The organism is Maribacter sp. BPC-D8, from assembly GCF_035207705.1.
In the GTDB taxonomy this organism is placed as follows: Bacteria; Bacteroidota; Bacteroidia; order Flavobacteriales; family Flavobacteriaceae; genus Maribacter.
On the sequence record NZ_CP128187.1, the window covers coordinates 2,126,774 to 2,150,373 of the forward strand.

Annotated in this window: 5 protein-coding genes; all 5 read right to left on the reverse strand. The window is 38.9% G+C overall.

Annotated features, from left to right (window positions below; genetic code table 11):
- Window positions 1–123: 123 nt before the first annotated feature.
- The 5 genes from QSV08_RS09560 to QSV08_RS09580 all read right to left on the reverse strand — a co-directional run bounded on the left by QSV08_RS09560 (window position 124) and on the right by QSV08_RS09580 (window position 23,487).
- Entirely contained in the window at window positions 124–1,191 is a 1,068-nt protein-coding gene (locus tag QSV08_RS09560) for a response regulator (protein WP_324028152.1), read from the reverse strand.
- Window positions 1,169–4,447 carry a PAS domain S-box protein gene (locus tag QSV08_RS09565; protein ID WP_324028153.1) on the reverse strand — a complete coding sequence of 1,093 codons (3,279 nt, stop codon included), beginning with the start codon at window positions 4,445–4,447 and terminating at the stop codon, window positions 1,169–1,171. The genes QSV08_RS09560 and QSV08_RS09565 overlap by 23 nt, the downstream gene beginning before the upstream one ends.
- 284 nt (window positions 4,448–4,731) lie before the next feature.
- Window positions 4,732–6,669: an OmpA family protein gene (locus tag QSV08_RS09570; RefSeq protein ID WP_324028154.1), complete on the reverse strand. Its 1,938-nt coding sequence runs from the start codon at window positions 6,667–6,669 to the stop codon at window positions 4,732–4,734.
- A gap of 11 nt (window positions 6,670–6,680) precedes the next feature.
- Window positions 6,681–7,613 carry a type IX secretion system membrane protein PorP/SprF gene (locus tag QSV08_RS09575; protein WP_324028155.1) on the reverse strand — a complete coding sequence of 311 codons (933 nt, stop codon included), beginning with the start codon at window positions 7,611–7,613 and terminating at the stop codon, window positions 6,681–6,683.
- A 25-nt stretch (window positions 7,614–7,638) separates the two neighbouring features.
- Window positions 7,639–23,487 (reverse strand): Ig-like domain-containing protein, encoded by a 15,849-nt coding sequence (locus QSV08_RS09580; RefSeq protein WP_324028156.1) that lies wholly within the window; start codon window positions 23,485–23,487, stop codon window positions 7,639–7,641.
- Window positions 23,488–23,600: the final 113 nt, after the last annotated feature.

The following is a 23,600-nucleotide window of genomic DNA, read 5'->3' on the forward strand; positions in this document are numbered from 1 at the left end:
AATTGGTCATTCTCTATAGCTAAATTACAAGTACACACTCTGAATAGGACTGACCTACGTCAGTACACTAAAAAATATATTAATTTTTAATTATAAAATTTTAAAGAATTAAAAAGGTCAATTTTATCCAAAATCTGCCACTTGTTGCAGTTGTTTTCTATCTGCCAATATAATACTCCTAGAAGTTCCTAATTCAATTATTCCCTTCTCTTTAAAACTAGAGAGTACACGTATGGCAGTCTCAGTAGCGGTACCAATTAAACCTGCAAAATCTTCTCTTGAAATACTTATACCCAAATCTTCGTCTTTTACGAGACCTTTATCATATAGTTCTAATAATGCCGTAGCTGCTCTTTTACGAACCGTGTCAAAAGCCATACCCATTAACTGCTCTTGCATATGTAGTACGTTATTAGACACCATACCAATAAATTTGTTCGACACCTCTTTATTATTGAACAATAACTGTGTAAATTCTTTTTTAGGTATACAACATACTTCACAATTGCTAAGTGCTACAGCAGTTTCTGTATATAAGCCAGAGCTGCCTAAAACACAAAGCTGCCCAATAAAATCTCCTGCTTTAAACATACCCGTTATATACTCTTTACCATTTTCGTTGTGCTTGTATGTTTTGACTTCACCACGCTGTATAAAATATAAGTTATAAGCCATACCGCCTTCAGAAAAAATGGCTTCTTTTGCTTTAAAGTGAATGAGTTCTCGATCTTCTGAAAGGTCTTTTAATTCTTGAAATTTTGAAGCTTCTTTTATAAACTCGTTAATACCTTTAGTATTTCTAGAAAACTCTTTACGTAAAAAAGAACTCTTTTTAATCCTTGCCTCAATAGCTTCGATTAAATCTTCTGCTTCAAAAGGTTTGGTCAAATAATCATCTGCACCTAAAGTCATTCCTTTTCTTAAGTCTGATTTTTCAGATTTAGCCGTTAAGAAAATAAAAGGAATACTGGCTGTATTAGAATCTTCGCTTAATTCATTAAAAACGCCATAACCGTCAAGTTCAGGCATCATTATATCGCAGAGAATAACATCTGGCATAAATGATTTTGCCTTTTCGACACCAATTTTACCGTTTTCTGCGGTAATAACTTCATAATGCTCAAGTTCTAGAAGTTCAGCGGTCATTTCGCGAATATCTAGATTGTCTTCAATAAGTAGTACTTTTTTCATTTTCTAATAGATTTAAAGGGAGTTCAACAGTAAAGGTTGTACCCTTGTTCAGTTCACTCTGAAAGCTTATATCACCTTCCATTAAGAGCACGTATTGCTTAACAATATTTAATCCTAAGCCGGTACCTTGATAATTTGCAGCATTATTTGCTCTATAAAAACGCTGAAACATAAAATCATGATCTTCAGCAGGAATTCCGATACCTTGATCTATAACTTCAAATAGAAGCTTCGATTTTTTGGTAGCTATTTTTAAGGTTATTCTTTTATTCTCATCAGAATACTTAATAGCATTTGATAATAAATTATGTACAATATGTCTTAATAATTTTAAATCTAAACCTGCTTCTATTTGATGTTGGCTGTACACTATTTCAATTACTTGACCTTGTTTTTTAATACCTTGAATTTCTTCTACTAAAGTTTGACAAAATTCAACGACATTAAATAAAGTAGGTATTGCTATTACTTTGCCTTCTTCTAACTTGCTAAGTGACAGAAAATCATTTAAAATAGATACTAAGTTTTTTACACTGACTTTAACCTTGCTTATATATTTTAATCTCTTTTCTTCAAGACCTTCTCCATTTTGCCTTTCCATGAGGTTTGTAGCAGCAAGAATAGCACTTAAGGGTGTTCTAAACTCATGTGACGCCATTGAAATAAAGCGCGATTTTAATTCATTAAGTTCTTTTTCTTTTGATAATGTATTTCTAATATCTATTTCTACCTTTTTCTGATCGGTAATATTATTATATACAATTAAGGCCTGCTCTACCTCTTGTAGTTCATTGAACAGCGGTGTCGTATTTACTAAATAAGTTTTATCCTTTATTATTAATTCAAAAGAGCAATGTTCTCCTTCTAAGGTTTCAAGAAGTTTTTCCTTAACTTTTTCACGAACTTCAATTTCTACTCCTTTTAAATCATCTAAAGTATCACCAACATGAATACTTTCTCTAAAATCAAGCATGTCTAAATCTTCTCCTTCGTGTAATAAAATTTTAAGGTCCAAATCTGCAACACCAACAAAACCACCAGGAAAATTAATAAAAATAGATTCTAGAAGCTTACGGCTAGCAATAGCATTATTCTCTGCTTCTTTTGTAAATAGAATTTGTTCTTCTAAGCTCAGATTAGATTCTACTAACTTCTGAACCATATCTTTTAGCTCTACCGTACGATCATTAACTTTATTTTCTAAAGCTTCTGCGTAGGTGGCTAATTCTTTTCTACTATCATATAAAGCAACATTACCATTATGCTGTTCAATTGCCACACTTATTGCCTGTGTTATGATATTGATGATTTCTTTCTCTGTATCAAGAGGTTTTCTTGAGATGGGGAAATAAATTGCAAAAGTTCCTAATAACTCTTTGTTAGAAGAACATATCGGAAAAGACCAACAAGCCTTTATATTATCTTTTACAACCAATCCTTGAAAATCTTTCCATAATGGATCATTGATGGTGTCCGAAACTATTACCTCCTCCTTAAAAAAAGCAGCTGTACCACTAGATCCATTAACCGGACCAATGACCATTTTTTCAATTGCCGTCGTATAATTATCAGAAAGACTTGGCGCTGCTAATTTTTCTAATTTACCAGAAACATTGTTCAACAAAAGAATAGAACCTTTACAATTAGGTATAGCCGTTTCTATAGTTTCTATGATTTTATAGCCAATACTTTTTAAGGGCTCGTGCCGAATAATCATGTCCATAACATGAGACTGACCTATTTTGAAAAACTCTTCAACTTTATGGGCAGTAACATCGCTCTGTATACCTACAAAATGAGTCAATATTTTTTTAGAATTGTAAATAGGAGTTATACTAATCTCATTCCAAAACAAAGACCCGTCTTTTCTATAATTTCTTAAAACTACCCGGCATTCTATGCCCTTTTTAACAGCATCGGACATTAGTTGAATTTCAGGCTGACCTTTATCCTCACCTTGTAAAAAACGACAATTCTTTCCTATAAAATCTTCCTGTTCATAACCTGTAGTTTTTGTAAAAGCTTCATTACCATAAATAATGGGAAAATCTTTCTTTCTTGCATCACAAATAATAATACCATTAGCAGTTACTGCAAGGGCACGATTACGAACATATAGCACATTTTCTATTACTTTTTCTTCAGTAATATCTCTTAAAATAGTTAAAACTTGATTTTTGTTCATGGGAACAATACGACCTTCATAAAATTGTCGACCGGTTTCTCCTTCAAAATCATATTCAATAAACTGAAGCTCATCGCTCTCAATGGTTTTATCCATTCCTCTACGTACCTCATTATAAATATGATGCGGTAATATTTCTTTTATATTAGCTCCTATTAAAGTTGCAGGTGTAGCGAACAGTTTCTCTGGTTCTGTGGTATAACAATCTATAAGTTCACCATCATGATTTAGTATAAACATCATATCGGGCAGCGCCTCTAACAATGCCTTATTTTTAGATAAATTATCTTCTAATTGCTTTTCGGTTTCTCTTTGCTCTGTAATATCTTGAATGGTACCAAACCACTGCAATGGACAACCATCGACATCATAAGATGCTTTACCATTGGCTATTATATATCTTATTGATTTATCGGCCCTAACTATTCTTTTCTTTAAAGAAAATGAGGAATGATTTTCAATAGCATAGTTTACGGCTTCTAAAGTAGCTTGACGATCATCTGGGTGAATAAATTCAGATGCATTTTCTGGTGTAAGTCTTTCATCGCCTGGCTCCAAACCACAAATTCTATAAAACTCATTAGACCATTCTCTTTCATTTGTCTGCAAGTTCCAAACCCAACTACCTACATGGGCTAAACTTTGAGCCTCATTCATTTTTTCTATATTGACAGCTGCTTTTTTCAAAGCCAATGTCCTTTCGGTTATATCAATGATGAACGCTACGACGACATTTTTATCTCGTATTTTAGTTGGACTTAAGCTTATTTCTAAAGGTATTTTAGCACCGTCTTTTTTGATACCCCACAAATCACCGCCTTTACCCATTGCTCTTTTTGCAGGTGTTTTCGCAAAATCTTTTCTATGGTTTTTGTGTGATTTTTTAAATTGATGAGGAATAAGATCTTCTACCGTTTTGTTATTCAGTTCTCCTGATTCATAACCGAATATATTTTCAACTGAAGAATTGGCTTTTATAATACTACCATTCTCGCTTACAACAAGAATACCTTCTACAGAAGATTCAAATATACCTTGAAAGAGATCGCTATCTGTAAGTTTTTCTGCCATTATAATTGATCTGTAGATTCTTCTGAAAAATCTATTTTTATAGCATCAGAAAGATCTTATTACAAACTAAATCTTAAAATAGCACCTAAGATATTTATTGTTTAAACAATGAATATGAAGTATTTGACTTTTAATTCAAATTAAAATAACCAATCTAAGATTTAAACAAATGTATTATTGAGTACCCTACATAAATATGACCAATATCATATTTATACTTATGTAACAAAAAAAGGGAAGGAGCATAGCTCCTTCCCTTTTCAATATGATTTGATTTATGTTGGTTATTCTACCACAATAAACTCTGATCTTCTGTTCAGTTGATGGTTCTCTTTGCTACATGGAACACCATTGCTACAGCCGTTTGTAAGTTCCGTTTCGCCATAGCCTTCGTATGAGATTCTGTTGCTAGGGATACCCGCTGCTATTAGGTAATCAGCCGTGGCCTTTGCCCTGTTCGCCGATAATCGCATGTTGTAACTATCATTAGCCCTTGAATCGGTATGCGAACGTACCTGTACGTTTACAGTCGGGTATTCGTTCAAATATGCCAATACCTTGTTGATACTGATCCTGGCATCTTCCCTGATGAAGTACTTATCAAAATCGAAGTAGATCGGTTCTATGTTCAGGTATTTCGCAAGGTCGGTACCTATCGGTGCCGATGGGTCTACCTGTGCCAGTACGATTTCTATGCCCATGGCATCTTCCGCCTTTACCGTCATGAAGGTCTTGTTGCCTTCCTCATAATCGGGCTTGGTCGCTACTACTTTATAACTGCCCTCTGCGCAATTACCTTCCATCTCGAACGCTCCGTTGGCATCGGTCTGTGAACTTGATACTACCTTGTTATCCTTGTCATATACCGTTACCGATGCATCTGTTAACAGTGCATTGGTTTTTTGATCCTTTACGATTCCCGTTATATTTGTATGGCAGGTGAAGTCGAGCGGGGTCATTTCTACAAAGCTGTAGATATCGTCGTTTCCTTGTCCTCCTTTTCGGTTCGATGCGAAAAAGCCTTTCTTGGTCTCTTCGTTGATGATGTACGAGAAGTCATCCTCTTCCCCGTTCAAAGGGCGTCCTACATTGAGCACTTCTCCCCTTTCGTTCTTCAGGTCGGTCGCGAAGACATCAAGTCCTCCTAGTCCCGGGTGTCCATCGGATGAAAAGTATAGAATATCGCTTTGGGTCACGAACGGAAAGGTCTCCCTTGCCTCGGTATTGATTCGTTCTCCCAAGTTCAGTGGTGTACTGAAGGTACCGTCCTTGTTGATATCTACCACGTAGATATCGGATTCCCCTTTCGTACCCGGCATATCGGAAGCGAAGTACAGCTTCGTCTCGTCATTGTTCAAGGTCGGGTGTGCTACCGAATAGCTGTCCCCGTTAAAGGGCAGTTCTTCGATATTTTTCCATTCGCCGTTTTCTTTGGTCGCCCTGTATATCTTAAGTCTACTGACTCCTTCTTCGTCCCTTTCGAACTTACCGTCATCGGAGTTGTTACGTGTAAAATACATCGTCTGTCCGTCCTTGGTAAATGCCGTCGAAGATTCGTGGGTCTTTTTGTTCAGCTTTTTCGATAGCTTGTCCACATCGGTAAAGTTACCTTGGTCGTCCTGTTCCGCTTTATATAGATTTAAAAAGGAACCATTGTTCCATTTATGGATGTTCTTCGTTAGCAGTCCGCTGTCTCTTGCCGTGGAGAACACCAGTCCTTTTTCATAGAACGAGGGTGCAAAGTCCGATACCTTCGAGTTCAGCCCGATGTTCTTCAGTTCGTACCTGCCCGAGCGTTCCTCGATCTGTTCCAGGTAATCTTGGTTCTCTCCAAAAGTGATGGCACGTTGATCGTTCGCCTTTGCACTCTTGAACTTGTTCATCCAAGTGTCGGATTCTGTATAGTTTTCTAAAGATTTTAGTGTCTGTGCGTAGCGGTACATATATTCCGGGTCGATATCCGCTCCTTCAAGTGCGAACAGTTTACCGTACCAGCTCGATGCCTCTTCGTAGTTCGCGTTCAAATAGTTCGCGTTGCCTAAATTCTTGTATACCTCTTCTTCGGTATACCCGTCCTTTACCAGTTGCTCGTACGATTGTATCGCAGAGGCATAGGCGTAGTTCGTGAATTTTGTATCCGCTTTTTTTATCTTCTTGTCCTGTGCGTTCGCCATCATAGCCATTACCGCCAAGCCACAAAAAATATATCCTGTTTTTTTCATGTCGTTTTTTATTAAAAGAATCTTGGGGTGATCACTCGTTTGTACTTGTTCAAAAATTCATATCTCAGCATAATCTCGAAAGAGCCGTCGTTGAACCTTGTAGCTCCAAGATCGGTCGTTTCCTTATCATATGCAAGACCCAACATGAACTGGTCGTTCAGCTGAAAACCGAACAGTGCGCTGAGTGCCGCGTCCCATCTGTACGCTGCTCCCAAAGAGAACTTGTCGTTGAACAAAAAGTTCGCACTAAGATCTATCTGTAATGGTGCTCCCTTTACCGCCTTTATTAGTGCAGCAGGTTTAAACTTTACGTTGTTCTTTAGATCGAACACGTAGCCCGTGATCAAATAGAAGTTCATACGCTCTTGTGCGATAAGGCTCGAACTGTTCGTATCCGAATTGTCGAAATGCTCGGTCTGTAAAAAGTTCGGTACCGATAGTCCTGCATAGAATTGATCCGTATGGTAATAGATTCCTGCTCCAAAATTAGGCGAGAATTTATTGTCGATATTCGGCAGGTTCGTCTCCGCACCGTAGTTACGTAGCTTCGTAAAGTCTACGTTGAACAGGTGTCCGCCGGCTTTTAGTCCGAAAGAAAGCTTCCCTTCATCTGAGGTCTTTACCGTGTAACTGAACGCGGCATCGATATAGGTATCTTGATTGGTACCATTACCGATCTCATCGTTCACCACCGATAGGCCAAGACCTACATGGTCGGATACCGGAGTGTGGAAGTTCAGTGTCTGCGTTGTCGGTGCGCCATCAAGCCCTACCCACTGCGAACGGTGCAGTGCGGCGATGCTCAACACTCCTCGGGAACCTGCGTACGCAGGGTTCACCGATATCGTATTGTACATGTACTGCGTGTACTGGGCGTCTTGCTGGGCATGGCCCATAAAGAGTCCCGCTACGGTAATTATAATGGTTAGAAAATATTTGTTCATCGTATCTTATTTTAGAGGGATTTTTTTATCTGTTTATGTATAGGTAACCTGACTTGGTAAGGTTATTACCTTCGTTATCGTACTTGATCACATAGAAGTACACACCGACCGGTAATTCTGAATCTTGACTAATGGTAGCTCTACCATCTGAAGATCCCCTGAAGGTATTCGTTCTATTATCATAACCATTCATTTCATAAACGACCACACCCCATCGGTTATAGATCTGTACCGTATTGTTCGGATAAGATTCTATATTCTCAATCAAGAAAGAATCATTTGTGCCGTCGCCATCTGGAGTGATAATCTCATTGGATACTGCGATACCAGAATCTACAACCTCAGCATTACAACCTGCATCAAGTGATGGTGAACCGTTTAATGAATCACATGGATTCAATGGATCGGTACCATCTTCAATCTCTTGTCCGTCAGGTATCGTATCACCATCGGTATCTGCATTATTAGGATCCGTACCAATGGCATCTTCTTGAGCAGTCGTCAGTCCGTCGTCATCACAATCGCTATCTGGCAATGCCGTACCACCTAAATGATCACAATCATCTAAAGGATTCGTACCGTCCAATACTTCTTGACCATCTAGAATACCGTCATCATCAGAATCTGAATCGTTAGGATTCGTATCCAACATAACTTCCTCTCCGTCTAATAATCCGTCATTATCACTATCCGGATTATCGATATCGGTACCTAGGGCTACTTCTTCGTCAGTTGTTAATCCGTCTTCATCGCAATCACTATCTGCTAAAGGATAGCCATTCACAGAACTACAATCATCTAATGGGTTCGTATTATCGACATTCACTTCTTGTCCGTCGTTAATACCATCACCATCAGAATCGGCATTGTTAGGGTCAGTACCTAATGCAACTTCGTCGTTATCATTAAGTCCGTCATTATCCGTATCCACAGATACGGTAACCGTTCCTGTTCCTGAATTGCCTGCAGGATCAGTTACTGTAATACTAATCACATCTTGATCCACTAGAGTAGGGTAGGTACCAGAATCAGGTGTTGCCGTCTCTGTATCTAAACTCCAATCGCCACTGGCATCGGTAGTCACTGTATAAGTTACATCCGGAATATTATCTCCATCCGTATCCAACTCAATTACTAAAGTTTCGTTGGCATCACCTTGACCTGTTAAAACAGGAGTAATATCTATTGTAGCAAAACTATCGACAGTAGGGTCTGTCAGGTCTAATTCAGCAGTATCTGTAGCACTATCAGGACCAACGTTACCAGCAACATCTGTAATATTTGCAGTTACATCTATTGTACCTGTATCACCAGGATTAGCAATTACAACATCGATAAAGCCATTAGCTACATCAGCAGCAGTAAGCACCACATCTTGTGAGTTGCCATTACCATCTGTAATCGTTACCGTATCGCCTGCAAATGTTTGAGCAGGTAGTGTTACACGAGCATCGATATCACCGGACAATTCATCTATACTTATTAAACCATCATTATTGGTGTCTTCTGTAATTTCTACTGTTGGAGCCAATGGATCAGTAAGGTCAAGAACTGCAGTATCTGTAGCACTATCAGGACCTACATTACCAGCAATATCTGTAATGTTTGCTGTTACGACTATTGTTCCTGCATCTCCTGGATTAGGAATTATTACATCAATAAATCCGTTTGTGATATCGGTTGCCGTCAAGACTACATCTTGCGAGTTACCATTACCATCAGTTATGGTTACCGTATCTCCAACGACTGCATCAGGCGGAAGTGTTACCACTACATCAATATCACCTACTAGCTCATCTTCACTGATTAAACCATCATTATTGGTGTCTTCTGTAATTTCTACCGTTGGTGCTGTTGGATCCGTAAGATCTAGTACCGCAGTATCTGTAGCACTATCAGGTCCAACATTACCAGCAACATCTGTAATATTTGCAGTTACATCTATTGTACCTGTATCACCAGGATTAGCGATAACCACATCAATATATCCATTCGCAATATCAGCTGCAGTAAGAATAACATCTTGTGAATTACCATTACCATCGGTAACAGTTACCGTATCACCTATTTCTGTATCTAAAGGAAGAGAAACACGCGCATCAATATCACCGACTAATTCATCTTCTGATATAATTCCATCATTATTGGTGTCTTCCGTAATTTCTACTGTCGGAGCCAATGGATCTGTAAGATCAAGAACTGCAGTATCTGTAGCACTATCAAGACCAACGTTACCCGCAACATCTGTAATATTAGCGGTAATAACAATCGTACCAGTATCACCCGGATTTGCGATTACTACATCAATAGATCCGTTCGTGATATCAGTTGCCGTCAAGACTACATCTTGTGAGTTATAATTACCATCGGTAATCGTTACCGTATCACCAGCGACTGCATCAGGCGGAAGTGTTACCACTACATCAATATCTCCTACCAATTCATCTTCACTGATCAAGCCATCATTGTTAGTGTCTTCCGTAATTTCTACCGTTGGTGCAGTTGGATCTGTAAGATCTAGTACCGCAGTATCTGTAGCACTATCAGAACCCACATTACCTGCTTCGTCTGTAATAAATGCTGTCAATACAATTGTACCGTTATTACCAGGATTGGCGATAACTACATCAATAGAATTGTTTGTAATATCAGCTGCAGTAAGGAAAACATCTTGCGAGTTTCCATTACCATCGGTAACAGTTACCATATCGCCAGCTTTCGCATCTAAAGGCAATGTTACACGCGCATCGATAACCCCAACCAATTCATCTTCATTAATTAAACCATCATTATTGACGTCTTCAATAATTTCAATTGTTGGCGCTGTTGGTGGTGTTGTATCAATTACTGCCGTATCGGTATCACTATCATCTCCCACATTACCTGCTTCGTCTGTAATAAATGCCGTTAATACAATTGTACCGGTTTCACCAGGGTTGGCAATAACAACATCAATAGATTTATTTAAAATATCGGTTGCAGTTAAAATCACATCTTGTGAATTTCCATTACCATCTGTAATGGTCACCGTATCACCAGCAACTGCATCTATAGGTAGTGTTACCACTGCATCTATATCACCGACTAATTCATCGGCACCAATAAGCTCATTATTGTCAATATCTTCAGTAATTTCTACTGATGGCGCACTTGGAGCCGAAATATCGATTATCGCAGTATCTGTAGTACTATTTGGACCAACGTTACCGGCAACATCTGTTAAGTTTGCGGTTACATCAATAGTGTTACCATCACCAGGATTGGCGATTACAACATCTATAAATCCGTTAGCCACATCTGCCGCAGTAAGCACCACATCTTGTGAGTTTCCATTACCATCTGTAACCGTTACGGTATCGCCTTCAAATGTTGGTCCTACTAAAGTTACACGAGCATCAATATCTCCAGTTAATTCAGACTCACTAATGATACCATCATTATTCGTGTCTTCGGTAATTTCTACCGTTGGTGCACTTGGATCCGTAAGATCAAGTAGCGCCATATCTGTATTACTATCAATACCAACATTACCTGCTACATCTGTTACAAAAGCGGTAACATTAATAGTACCTCCGTCTCCCGGATTAGGAATTACAACAATTATAAATCCGTTAGTAGCTTCAGCTGCCGTAAGTATAACATCTTGTGAGCCTCCATTACCATCTGTTATGGTCACTGTATCACCTGCTCTTATATTACTTGGTAGTGATATTGCAGCTTGAATATCGCCAACTAATTCATCTTCGTTAATTAACTCATCATCATTACCATCATCAACAATAATTACCGATGGAGCGCCTGGATCCGTAATATCTAGTACTGCAGTATCTGTAGCACTATCAGGACCAACATTACCGGCAACATCTGTTATGTTAGCAGTTACCACAATAGTACCCATATCACCAGGATTGGCAATTACAACATCTACATATCCATCCGATATATTCGTTGCTGTCAAGACTACATCTTGAGAGTTTCCATTACCATCTGTAACCGTTACTATATCTCCTGCAAATACTGCTCCCACTAAAGTTACGCGGGCATCAATATCTCCGACCAATTCATCTTCGTTTATTAAACCGTCATTATCGGTATCTTCTGTAATTACAATTATTGGTGCAACAGGAGCTGTCGTATCAATAGTAGCAGTATCAGTTGCACTATCAGGACCAACATTACCCGCAACATCCGTTAGGTTGGCAGTTAATACAATAGTACCGTTTTCACCAGGATTGATAATCACCACATCTATAGTACCCGCGGCAACATCTGTTGCCGTAAGTATTATGTCTTGCGAATTACTATTACCATCGGTTACCGTAACCGTATCACCAGCAACTGCACCTGCAGGTAGTGTTACCACTGCGTCTAAATCACCTACTAGTTCATCTCCATTTATTAATTCATCATCATTAACATCTTCCGTAATTTGAATTGTTGGCGCTAATGGATCCGTAATATCAAGTACTGCAGTATCTGTAGCACTATCAGGACCAACATTGCCTGCAACATCTGTAAGATTCACAGTTACCACAATTGTACCTGTATCTCCTGGGTTTGCGATTACTACATCAACAAATCCGTTTGTAATATCAGTTGCCGTCAAAATAACATCTTGAGAGTTTCCATTACCATCGGTAACGGTCACGGTATCGCCTGCAAATGCGTCAGCAGGTAGCGTTACACGAGCATCAATATCACCTACAAGTTCATCTTCGTTTATTAATCCGTCATCGTTAACATCTTCAGTAATAACTACTGTTGGTGCTAATGGCGCGGTTGTATCAAGTACTGCAGTATCTGTAGCACTGTCTGCACTTGTATTACCAGCAACATCTGTAATATTCGCTGTTACTACTATAGTTCCATTTTCACCAGGGTTGGCGATTATAACGGTTATATCGCCATTGCTAATATCAGTTGCCGTAAGCACTACGTCTTGTGAGTTTCCGTTACCATCGGTAATAGTTACCGTATCACCAGCAACGGCATCGGCAGGTAGCGTTACTACTGCATTAATAGGTCCAGTAAGTTCAGTATCACTAATTAAACCATCATTATTGGTGTCTTCAGTAATTTCAACTGTTGGAGCTGTTGGAGCAGTCGTATCTATCGTCAACTCTAAAGTTGTAATATCTACCGTACTATTACCTGCTGCATCTGTACTTGTTACCGCAACTTCATTTACACCATTTACATTTGGAGCGAAAGTCCCGCTATCTGGAGTAACTGTTTCAGTATCTAGAGTCCAGTTGCCCGAAGCATCTGCAATAATTGTAAAGATGGCACCACCAACTTCTACGGTTACCGTAGAATTAGCTTCTGCTGTACCTGTAATTACAGGAGTAGTATCATTTGTAATTTGACTTACTACTGTAGGAATCGCAGGATTCGTAGTATCAATCGTCAACTCTAAAGTTGTAATATCTACCGTACTATTACCCGCTGCATCTGTACTTGTTACCGCTACTTCATTTGTACCATTTACATTTGGTGTAAATATTCCACTATCTGGAGTTGCGGTTTCCGTATCAATTGTCCAGTTGCCTGAAGCGTCTGCAATAGTTGTATATACTGCACCATCAACCACGACTGTTACCGTAGAATCGGCTTCTGCAGTTCCTGTAATAACAGGAGTAGTATCATTTGTAATTTGACTCACTACTGTAGGAATAGCAGGCGGAGTTACATCTACCGTAAGTAGTGCATTATCTGAAGTTAAAGGAGAACATACAAAGCTAGTCTCTGTAATTATTACTCTATATTCAAAACCGTTTTCTGTTGTTGTTATACCTGTTAATGTCAGTGTCTCAGTACTACTACCTGAATAAATATCAGTTGCATTAGCATCGTCAATATCAACAAAGCCACCACCCAATTGGTCATCTACTTGCCACTGATACAGTAGATCTGTACCTGTAGCAGTTACCGTAAATGTCTCTGGAGCGCTACCATTAGTTAATACATCTTGAGGCTGTTCAGCTGCCGTAGCTATTGTAGGCACAACACCTGGTTGCTGAAAATCGAATTCAGTATCTGTAGCACTATCTTCATTGTTCGGAGTTGTATATCCATCAATAACGGTAGTACCTGTTACGATACCGTTTGCATCTACTACAGTAATACCATCACCCAAAATTCCATCTCCGTTAGGATCTGTGAATCCAGCTTCGATAACATCATTACATGCATCACCATCAGCATCTAATTCCAAGAAATCGTAGATTCCATCAGGAGTAGTTTCAGAATTGGAAACCGTATAATTTACAGTTCCACTATTTTGCTGACCACTAGCTTGTACCGTATTCGGAATACCGTCAGTACCCACCGCACCATCTACTATACCAGCAGTAAACGCTTTTCCGCTTCCAGATTCCACCACATCATAAATACCATCATTATCGGCATCTAAATCAAAGTGATTAGGCACGCCATCACCGTCGGTATCGAAAACATCAACTATACCATCACCATTGGCATCGACACCTAAATCTGTATCTCTATAATTTAATACTCCGTCAGAATCAGCATCGGCACTTGGATCAGTACCCGATGTTTCTAGTGTATCTAAAATACCATCATTATCATCATCTAAATCAATAGAATCTGCTATTCCGTCTAAATCATTATCATCAATACCAACTTCACGATAATCAACTTCTGGAGTTGTAGTCTTCGAAATATTAGGTAAATCTGAAGCTCCGTTGTCTTGATCATCATTAGTATCAAAAAGAGCACCTGGCGTATCTACATCATCATAATCATCCAATAGACCATCATTATCATTATCTAAATTGTTTGTAGCTAATGTGAAACCAGCTTCAACTCTATCCGTTAAACCATCTTCATCAGAATCTAAATCTAAATAATCTGGAATTCCATCTAAATCAGTATCAATAGCTGTTAAGCCTACATTACCTGCTCCTTCGTACGGATTTCCTAAACCATCATTATCTGTATCTACAGTTCCTCTCGGGATATATGATGAAGTAAGTTGTGCTTCTACATTATCTGGAATTCCATCGTTATCAGAATCGATATCTAAATGATCTTCAATACCATCATGATCACTATCAATACCTTGATAAATTGTATACACCGGTTCAGAACCACCACCAGAAGGTGTACCTCCAGTCGTACTTCCTGATGTAGTATTCGTAGTAGTGAATAATCCGTTTATATCACATGTTTGGAATAAAATAGATCCTAAATAATCTTGTGTATTAAACCCTGACTGCAATTCACCTGTAAATGTTAAATTAAGATTTGTAGTTTCATAGTAGTTAAAATAAGCTGCTAGCTTTGGTCCGAAATCAACTCCTGTCCATGTTTCGGCAGGACCTTCGAAAGTAGCCGTACCTGTTGCAGGGTTTTCTGATACCGTAAGTAATGAATTACTATCTACCGCATATAAACCAGGTCGCGTAAGTGTTACACTCTCTCTTGTATTAGCACCATCTATATCATAAATTACACCACCAAAACGAATAAGGTTCACTTGAAAATTTGTGGTAGACGCCACCAAGCGAATATTAAAAGAAATACTACCTTCTTCACCTGCCACACTGGTACCATCACCTACATCAAAAGTAGGTTGCCAAGCTTCATTACTACTACCTGCCGGAAATGCATCTATAGATGTTAAGGTTGCATTGTCAATAGCTGTTATTTGAACAATGGCGTCTAACACTCCTAATGAAGATGTTACTACGGTTGAGAATCTATATTCTGCATTTAGAGTACCTGCACCAGAACCTGTTGCAGGTATATAGGTACCACCAATAAATGAACCATCTGGTATGCCGCAAGCATCTCCCTGATTATCAGTAGGGTGGAAACCTAAAGATTCTACGTAATCTAAAATACCATCATTATCATTATCGATATCAATAAGGTTATCAACACCATCACCATCAGTATCCGTAGGTTCTAAATGAACATGATTATCTCTAAAATCTACTTCACTTGTAAAGGGATCTTGAGTATTTAAGAAAGTTGTTACATCTTGATTATTATTTGTTGCTCCGTTTGCATCTGCGATACCATTTGGTCCCGATATACTTAAATCAAAAGCATCATCTAAACCATCATTATCAGCATCTATTCCTGAAGGGGTAACATCTGCAGTTAAGTCATCATTATAATCATATACCTCAGTTGTATCATCTAAGCCATCATTATCAGCATCTGTATCCCTAAAATCTGGCATATCTTGACCATCTGAATTTTCAGGTTCATTAATAGATACTCCTGATCCTGCAGGGGCAATTTCATAATTATCAGCTAATCCATTACCATCAGCATCTGAAGATGGAAATAGGTGACCTGAAGTTGATTGCCATTCTATATTATCTATAATACCGTCAGCATCACTATCTAAATCTAAGTAATCTGGACGACCATCTAAATCTGTGTCTTCTGGTGAAGTAGTTAAACTTCCGCCGTTATCTACATCAAAGGCATCATCTATACCATCATTATCAGAATCATTACCTGTTAACTGAACTAAGGCAGCATCTGTTTGCCCTTCCACTAAATCTCTAATACCATCATTATCAGAATCGATATCTAAATAATCTGGACCAGCTGTACCGTCAGAATTTAAAGGAACAGTTGATACACCTGCACCATCTACACCACCATCTTCTAAAATATCTGGAATACCATTGGTACCCACACCACTTTCAGAACTATCTATATATCCATTACCATTGGTGTCTAAACTTCCATTACCTGTTTCAACAAGATCCGGAATACCATCGTTATCACTGTCTAAATCTAAACTATCTGGAATGCCATCATCATCAAAATCTCCCGTACCTTCTACAGCATCTGGAATACCATCATTATCGTCATCGTCATCACAGGCATCTGGTAAAGCATCACCATCAGCATTTATAGCATCATCAAATCCTTCACAGGCATCTAATGAATTTTGCACACCGTCACCATCACAATCACTTGTTGGTAAAGGAGTACCACCTATAGATTCACAATCATTTAAAGGGTCTGTATTGTCTGTATCTTCTTGACCGTCATTAATACCATCACCATCAGAATCTGGATTATATGGATCGGTACCATTGGTAACTTCTGTACCATTTATTATTCCATCACCATCACAATCTGCCGCTGCCCAAATTGGGTTTGTAGCATCGTAACCTGTATACCCTGCCGCTTGTACCGGAGTACAAGGATCTAACGGGTCTGTGTCAATATCATCTGGTACACCATCGCCATCAGTATCTGTACTATATGGATCTGTACCATTGGTAATTTCTGTACCATTGATTACTCCGTCACTATCACAATCTGCCGCTGCCCAAATAGCATTGGTAGCAACATAACCTGTATAACCAGGAGCTTGAACTGGATCACAAGGATCTAGTGGATCATTGTCCACATCATCTTGAATTCCGTCACCATCTGTATCTGTATTATAAGGATCAGTACCAAAAGTATCTTCTGTGCCATTCGTAACATTATCACCATCACAATCTGCCGCTGCCCATATTGCGTTGGTAGCATCGTAACCTGTGTACCCTGCCGCTTGAACTGGATCACAAGGATCTAGTGCATCGGTATCTGTATTGTCTGGAACACCATCGCCATCAGTATCTGAACTATATGGATCCGTACCGTTGGTAACTTCTGTACTATTGATCACTCCATCGCCATCACAATCTGCCGCTGCCCAAATAGCATTGGTAGCATCATAGCCAGTATATCCTGGAGCTTGTACTGGATCACAAGGATCTAGTGCATCGGTATCTGTATTGTCTGGAACACCGTCACCATCAGTATCGGTATTGTATGGATCGGTACCATTGGTAGCTTCCGTTCCATTGGTAACTCCGTCGCCATCACAATCTGCCGCTGCCCAAATAGCATTGGTAGCATCATAACCGGTATACCCTGCAACTTGTGATGGATCACAAGGATCTAACGGATCTATATCTGTAGTATCTGGCACACCATCACCATCGGTATCTGAACTATATGGATCTGTACCGTTCGTATTTTCTGTACCATTTATAACACCATCACTATCACAATCTGCCGCTGCCCAAATAGCATTGGTAGCATCATAGCCAGTATATCCTGGAGCTTGTATTGGATCACAAGGATCTAGTGCATCGGTATCTGTATTATCTGGAACACCATCACCATCGGTATCTGTATTATAAGGATCGGTACCATTGGTATCTTCTGTACCATTGGTAACTCCGTCACCATCACAATCTGCCGCTGCCCAAATGGCATTGGTAGCATCGTAACCTGTGTAACCCGCCGCTTGCACTGGATCACAAGGATCTAATGCATCTGCATCTATATTATCTGGCACACCATCGCCATCTGTATCTGTAGTATATGGATCTGTACCATTGGTAACTTCTGTACTATTTAAAACTCCGTCACCATCACAATCTGCCGCTGCCCAAATAGCATTGGTAGCATCATAACCCGTATATCCGGCAGCTTGTATTGGATCACAAGGATCTAGTGCATCGCTGTCCACATCATCTTGAACTCCGTCGCCATCCGTATCTATATCAAAAGGATCGGTACCATTGGTAACTTCTGTACCATTGTCTATAGTATCCCCATCACAATCTTCGGCTGCCCAAACGGCATAATTTTCATCGGTTGGAGCACGTACCGTTGGTACGGTAACCTCACAAGGGTCTGCAGGATCTGTACTATTGGCTATTTCGAATCCGTTTGTCTCGCCATCACCATCACAATCTAATGCATTCCAACTTGCTTCTGCATTTGCTGCAACTTGACTTGTACTATATACACAAGGATCTAAAGGATCTGTATCTGTTGTATCTGGGTCACCATCACCGTCATCATCTAAATCACAAATACCAACTAATCCGTCGCCATCTAAATCTAAATCTTCAGTTGTAACTGCAGTTACAGCACCTGTAGTATAGGTTGCTGCAGCCACCAATCCGTTGGCTGTTATTTTTCCTGAACCATCGCTAACGGTTGCCGTATCGGCATCATCATATTCTGAACCATCTCCATTATCGGCAGTACTACTTGCGTATGCTTCGTTGGCATCTGAACAAGTATCACCATCACTATCTCCATTAAGAAAATCTGGAGTACCCGCTGTTGTTTCCGTCGGAACTGTACCAGTACCTGCTGTATTAGGAATACCTTCTGTACTTACGGCACCATCTGCAATACCATTCTCATCTGCATCCGTACCACCTGATTCTACAACATCATAAATTCCGTCATTATCACTATCTAAATCAAGGCTATTTGCTACACCGTCATTATCGTTATCACAATCTAAAACCGATCTAAAGGCAAAACCTTCATTTACATGATTTGCACTTGAATTTATAGTACCATCTGCATAATACCCAATATCCATAGGAAAAGTTATTCCTGTACTGGTATCGATCAATAAAGACCATTGAGAATCTGGCACCAATCTAGAAAGTCCCGCTGCATCTGGTGCAACTTGAAAAGGAGTTCCTGATGTTATCACGGCACCATTACCTAAATCTGTTTCACCTAATGGATCGGACAATACTGCCGTACCACCACCTGGCCATGTAATTGTAACTGTTTTATCAGCATTTTGAATTCCCCCTACAGCACTGTTTCGCTCAAAAGAAGAAACACGAATTGCATTTTGTACTGCATTTACAGGCTCTTGTAACGTAAGTATCATTTCTACCGTTGGATCAGTACCTTGGTTCCATCTTACTTGTAAACCATTATCGGCAGAACCGGTTTTATCTAAAATATTATATTCAGTAGAGGTAATTGTAAACTGTTGGTCTACTCCGTTCCCATTATTATATTCTCCTGTTAGCAATAATGTATCATCACCCGTTAAAATTGAACCTTTTGCAGGGGTACATTCTAAAGCGTTTGCTATACCATCATTATCATTATCGTCATCACAGAAATCGCCAACACTATCGCCATCGGCATCATTATATAATGGATGGTTTGGTGAACATTCAGAACATTCGGCTGACTGTTGTAAATTATCTATGGATGTACCAGCTCCTTGAGAAGATCCACCAGGAATACCAGCAGCATCTGCGGTAGCCGTAAGTTGAAAACTACCATCAATATCTGTATAATCATACGTTGCCGCACCTTCTAAAGCATCTGGGCAACCATCATTATCACTGTCTAAATCTAGATGATTGTAAATACCATCATTATCTGTATCTAATTGATAAGCACATAAGATATTAACTCTCCACCCTATATTATCGGCATTAGCCGCATCCATTTGGGTGATTACAATTTTGTCTATTGGCTTGTCTATATTAAACCTAAAATTAGCCTCTTGAGCTCCTCCACCAATAATTGCGGCTATAGCATCTCCGGTAACTTGGTCATAAGAAGCTCCTGCACCTATTGTACCACTAAGGGCATAAATATCTGCCGGAAATTCTACTTGAACTCCGTTGTTAAAAAATCTAATATTCTGACTTTCATTATAACTTCCTGCAGCATTTCTAGCTAAACTTCTAACATTAAATTCTGTGGATAATATAAGTTCAGAAAATACAATTTCTGTAGAAGTACCGGTTACAGCAGAGTTTGAATTACGCGTTTGCATATCTACCCGTATGGTACCATCTGTATAATTTGGTGTGTTAGCGCCAAAGCTGCCTGAACCTATTGTAGTTGTAGCAACTGCCGTTATACCGCTATCAAAATCTTTTATATAAGTAACTAAATCACCATCATTACTATTTACAGGTACTGCATTGTAAGCTGCATCTGTAAAATGAATATTAGTTGAAGCAGCGGCATCACAGCCACTATTAGATTCATCAATATCTAAAATACCATCATTATCATCATCTTCATCACAGGCGTCACCAATAGTATCGCCATCAAAATCTGTAAACAAAGGATGATTTGGAAGACATTCTGAACATGCGCTTGATTGTGCTAACTTATCTAATGAGGTACCTCTACCTTGAGCTGAACCACTAGGTATGCCATTGGCACCTACAGCTACTGTTAATATCAGATCACCATCAATATCATCATAATTATAACTTGCATCACCCTCTAAAGCATCTGGGCAACCATCGTTATCACTATCTAAATCTATACAATCTAAAATACCATCACCATCGGTGTCAGTTGTAGATACTCTTGGAAATTCTCCAATTTCCATTCTAAATTGTTGTGTACTTGGGGTGATATTATCATCCCAATCCATATAAAAATAGGTGGTTCCATAACTCTCGGCAAGTATCGGACTAGAGCCTCCACTACCATTTGCTTCTATACTAGCATAACCCGAACCATCATCTGTAGTAACCAAAACGCTGGCTGGTGTATCAGCATTTACATAATGCATTTGACTATTAGATTGATATGTTTCAATCTCGCCTGAACTAAAAGCAACACCTGCAATTGCTTCTCTTCTAATATCGACTGGCTCTGAGAACTCTAAAATAAAGCCGGCATGACCACCTAACAAACTACCTGCCGCTGCACCCATATAAAGTCTAGCATCATCTGGCTCATTAGAAACAGAAGTAATGGTAACGGTAATACCTGCTAAATTTACATTTAAGCTACCTAAATCGAAGGTACCTATAAGTCCCCATTCATTATCACTACCACTTCTACCTGACCAATAGGTATTTCCTATTATTGAATTCCATTGAAAATCGATCCAGCTAATAGAAGTATCCTGTGCACCAATAACCGATGCCGGTGGTGCTACACATTCATCTGAATCTAAAATTCCGTCATTATCATCATCTAGATCGCAACCATCTGGTACACCATCATTATCATTATCAGCATTATCATCAAATCCTTCACAAAGATCTGAAGTATCTGGAACTCCGTCATTATCATCATCTAAATTCTCTATTGTAATTACTTCGGTAAGGTCGTCTATAGATGAATTAGAATCTGTTTCATCTTGAGTGTTAGAGATTGTATTTGTTATAGTCTTAGTAGCGAATGGTGCATTTATATCATCTGCAGTAGCCACAAGAATTAAAGATCGCTTTTCGCCCTTAACCATAGTGCCAACATTCCAGTTTGGTGCAGACCATGTACCTTTGCTTGGCGTAGCACTAGTCAAAGTTAAGCCTGCTGGTAAAGCATCGTTAATCACTAAATTGGTGACATCATCTATACCTAAACTTTCTACCGTAATTGTAAATGTTATATTCTCTCCTTCTAAATAGTTCGTTTTATCTGCAGTTTTGGTTAAAACAATATCTGGATCACAAAAGAACATAGGAATTACATTAGAATCGTAGAAACAACCGCCCTTAGAAACTCTAACAAAAATATCTCCAATCGCTGGAGGTGTAAAGTCAATACTAGTTGATCCTGCTACAGCTACACCGTTCTGATACCATTGGTAGGAATCAAATGTCTCGCTTAGTGATATCGTTTCACCTAAACATCCTAATCCAGAGATAGAATAATCTACTGTTGGTACGGTATCAAAACCTGAAAAATAACCTCCAATACCTAACGATCCACTTAAACCAATAACACCCACAGCAATAGGACCTGTAGATTGTACCTGAATATTACCTGTTAAGTTTGGAATATAAAAACTTTTCCATGGTAAACCTGTAGCAGGTATAGATGCTGGTAAGGTAACTGACACATTATCTGCCGTTACTATAATATTTGCATCCGGGGTAGTATTTGAAGCTAGTATGGTTAGTCCGCCACTAATGGCTTTACCTGCTAAATCTTCAATATTACTTATATTGTTTAAATTATTAGGCAGTAAACAATTTACAGGAGCAATAAAATTCATTCCGTTTGTAGCTGCAGAATTACTACCAGCTAAACATTGGTATGCATATACGTTTTTTGATGTTACAACGGTTAAATTACTACCAGCAGTAGAACCAGAATAGTTTGATCCTGGCACTATAAAATACTCCCCTTCGTTTATGGTTGCTATTGGTGTTGCAGATCCATTTACAAAAATATCAGTACCACTTGCGGTACCAATAATCACAGGAAACTCTAAAGCATCGGTACCACCCCCTCTAACAAAAACATATTCACGACCAATAATATCAATCGGTACGGGTTGGTCTATACCAGCATCTTGTAAATTAGATCCAGGAAGAACTCCTATAAGTATACTACCATTACTTATGGCGATATCTTTATCTGATGTTACATCTGCACCTACCCAACCATATCTATTGGCATCACCATTATTACCTAGTGCCTCTAAAACATATGATTCTCCTTTATTTAATGTTATTGTTATGGTGTCATCTGTTAAACCAATAGGGTCTGCACCTAATCTAAAAACACAATCTGTATCATAATCAGAAATGGTTACCGTTGTATTATCTTCTGTAGCCATAATCCCTAAAGCAGAATTGTAAATACTTCTATCATGTACAAAAGGAATCCCTCCCCATTTAAAATGGGTTCCTAATGCAGCACGACCTTTAGATGTTAATGATGCACCTTGAGCGGCACTACGACCTCTGTAATTTGCATAGAATTTTTCTCCGCCAGGGGCTTCGAAACGTAAGCCTCCCGTGGTGCTTACGAAACCAACTTCGGCAGAAGGAAGTAGTGTTATTCCATTTTGTTGTATGGGTAAAACATAAGTAAACGGATTTGTATTTGATACAGAAACAGTTGCTGCGGGTGTTAATGAAGTACCAATGTATATATTTACATTAAAAGGTATTGTTTCCGAAGTGGAGAGATACACAGATTGCTCTTTTATATATCCTGCTCTGGCAGATGTAAGTGGTGGCATATAATGCAAATCACTTAGTTGAGCGAAAGAGCTACAAATCGCAAAAAAGAATAATACTACCGATAGTAATCTGTTCTTGATTTTTGAAGATTTTATTTTCATAGTGTACTATTGAAGGGGATGGTCAATAAAAAATATGGTTGTATTATAATTTTCTGTTTGTACTGCTTAGATATTTTTTTAGTTCTCGAGCAATATCAACAAACAAAAATGTA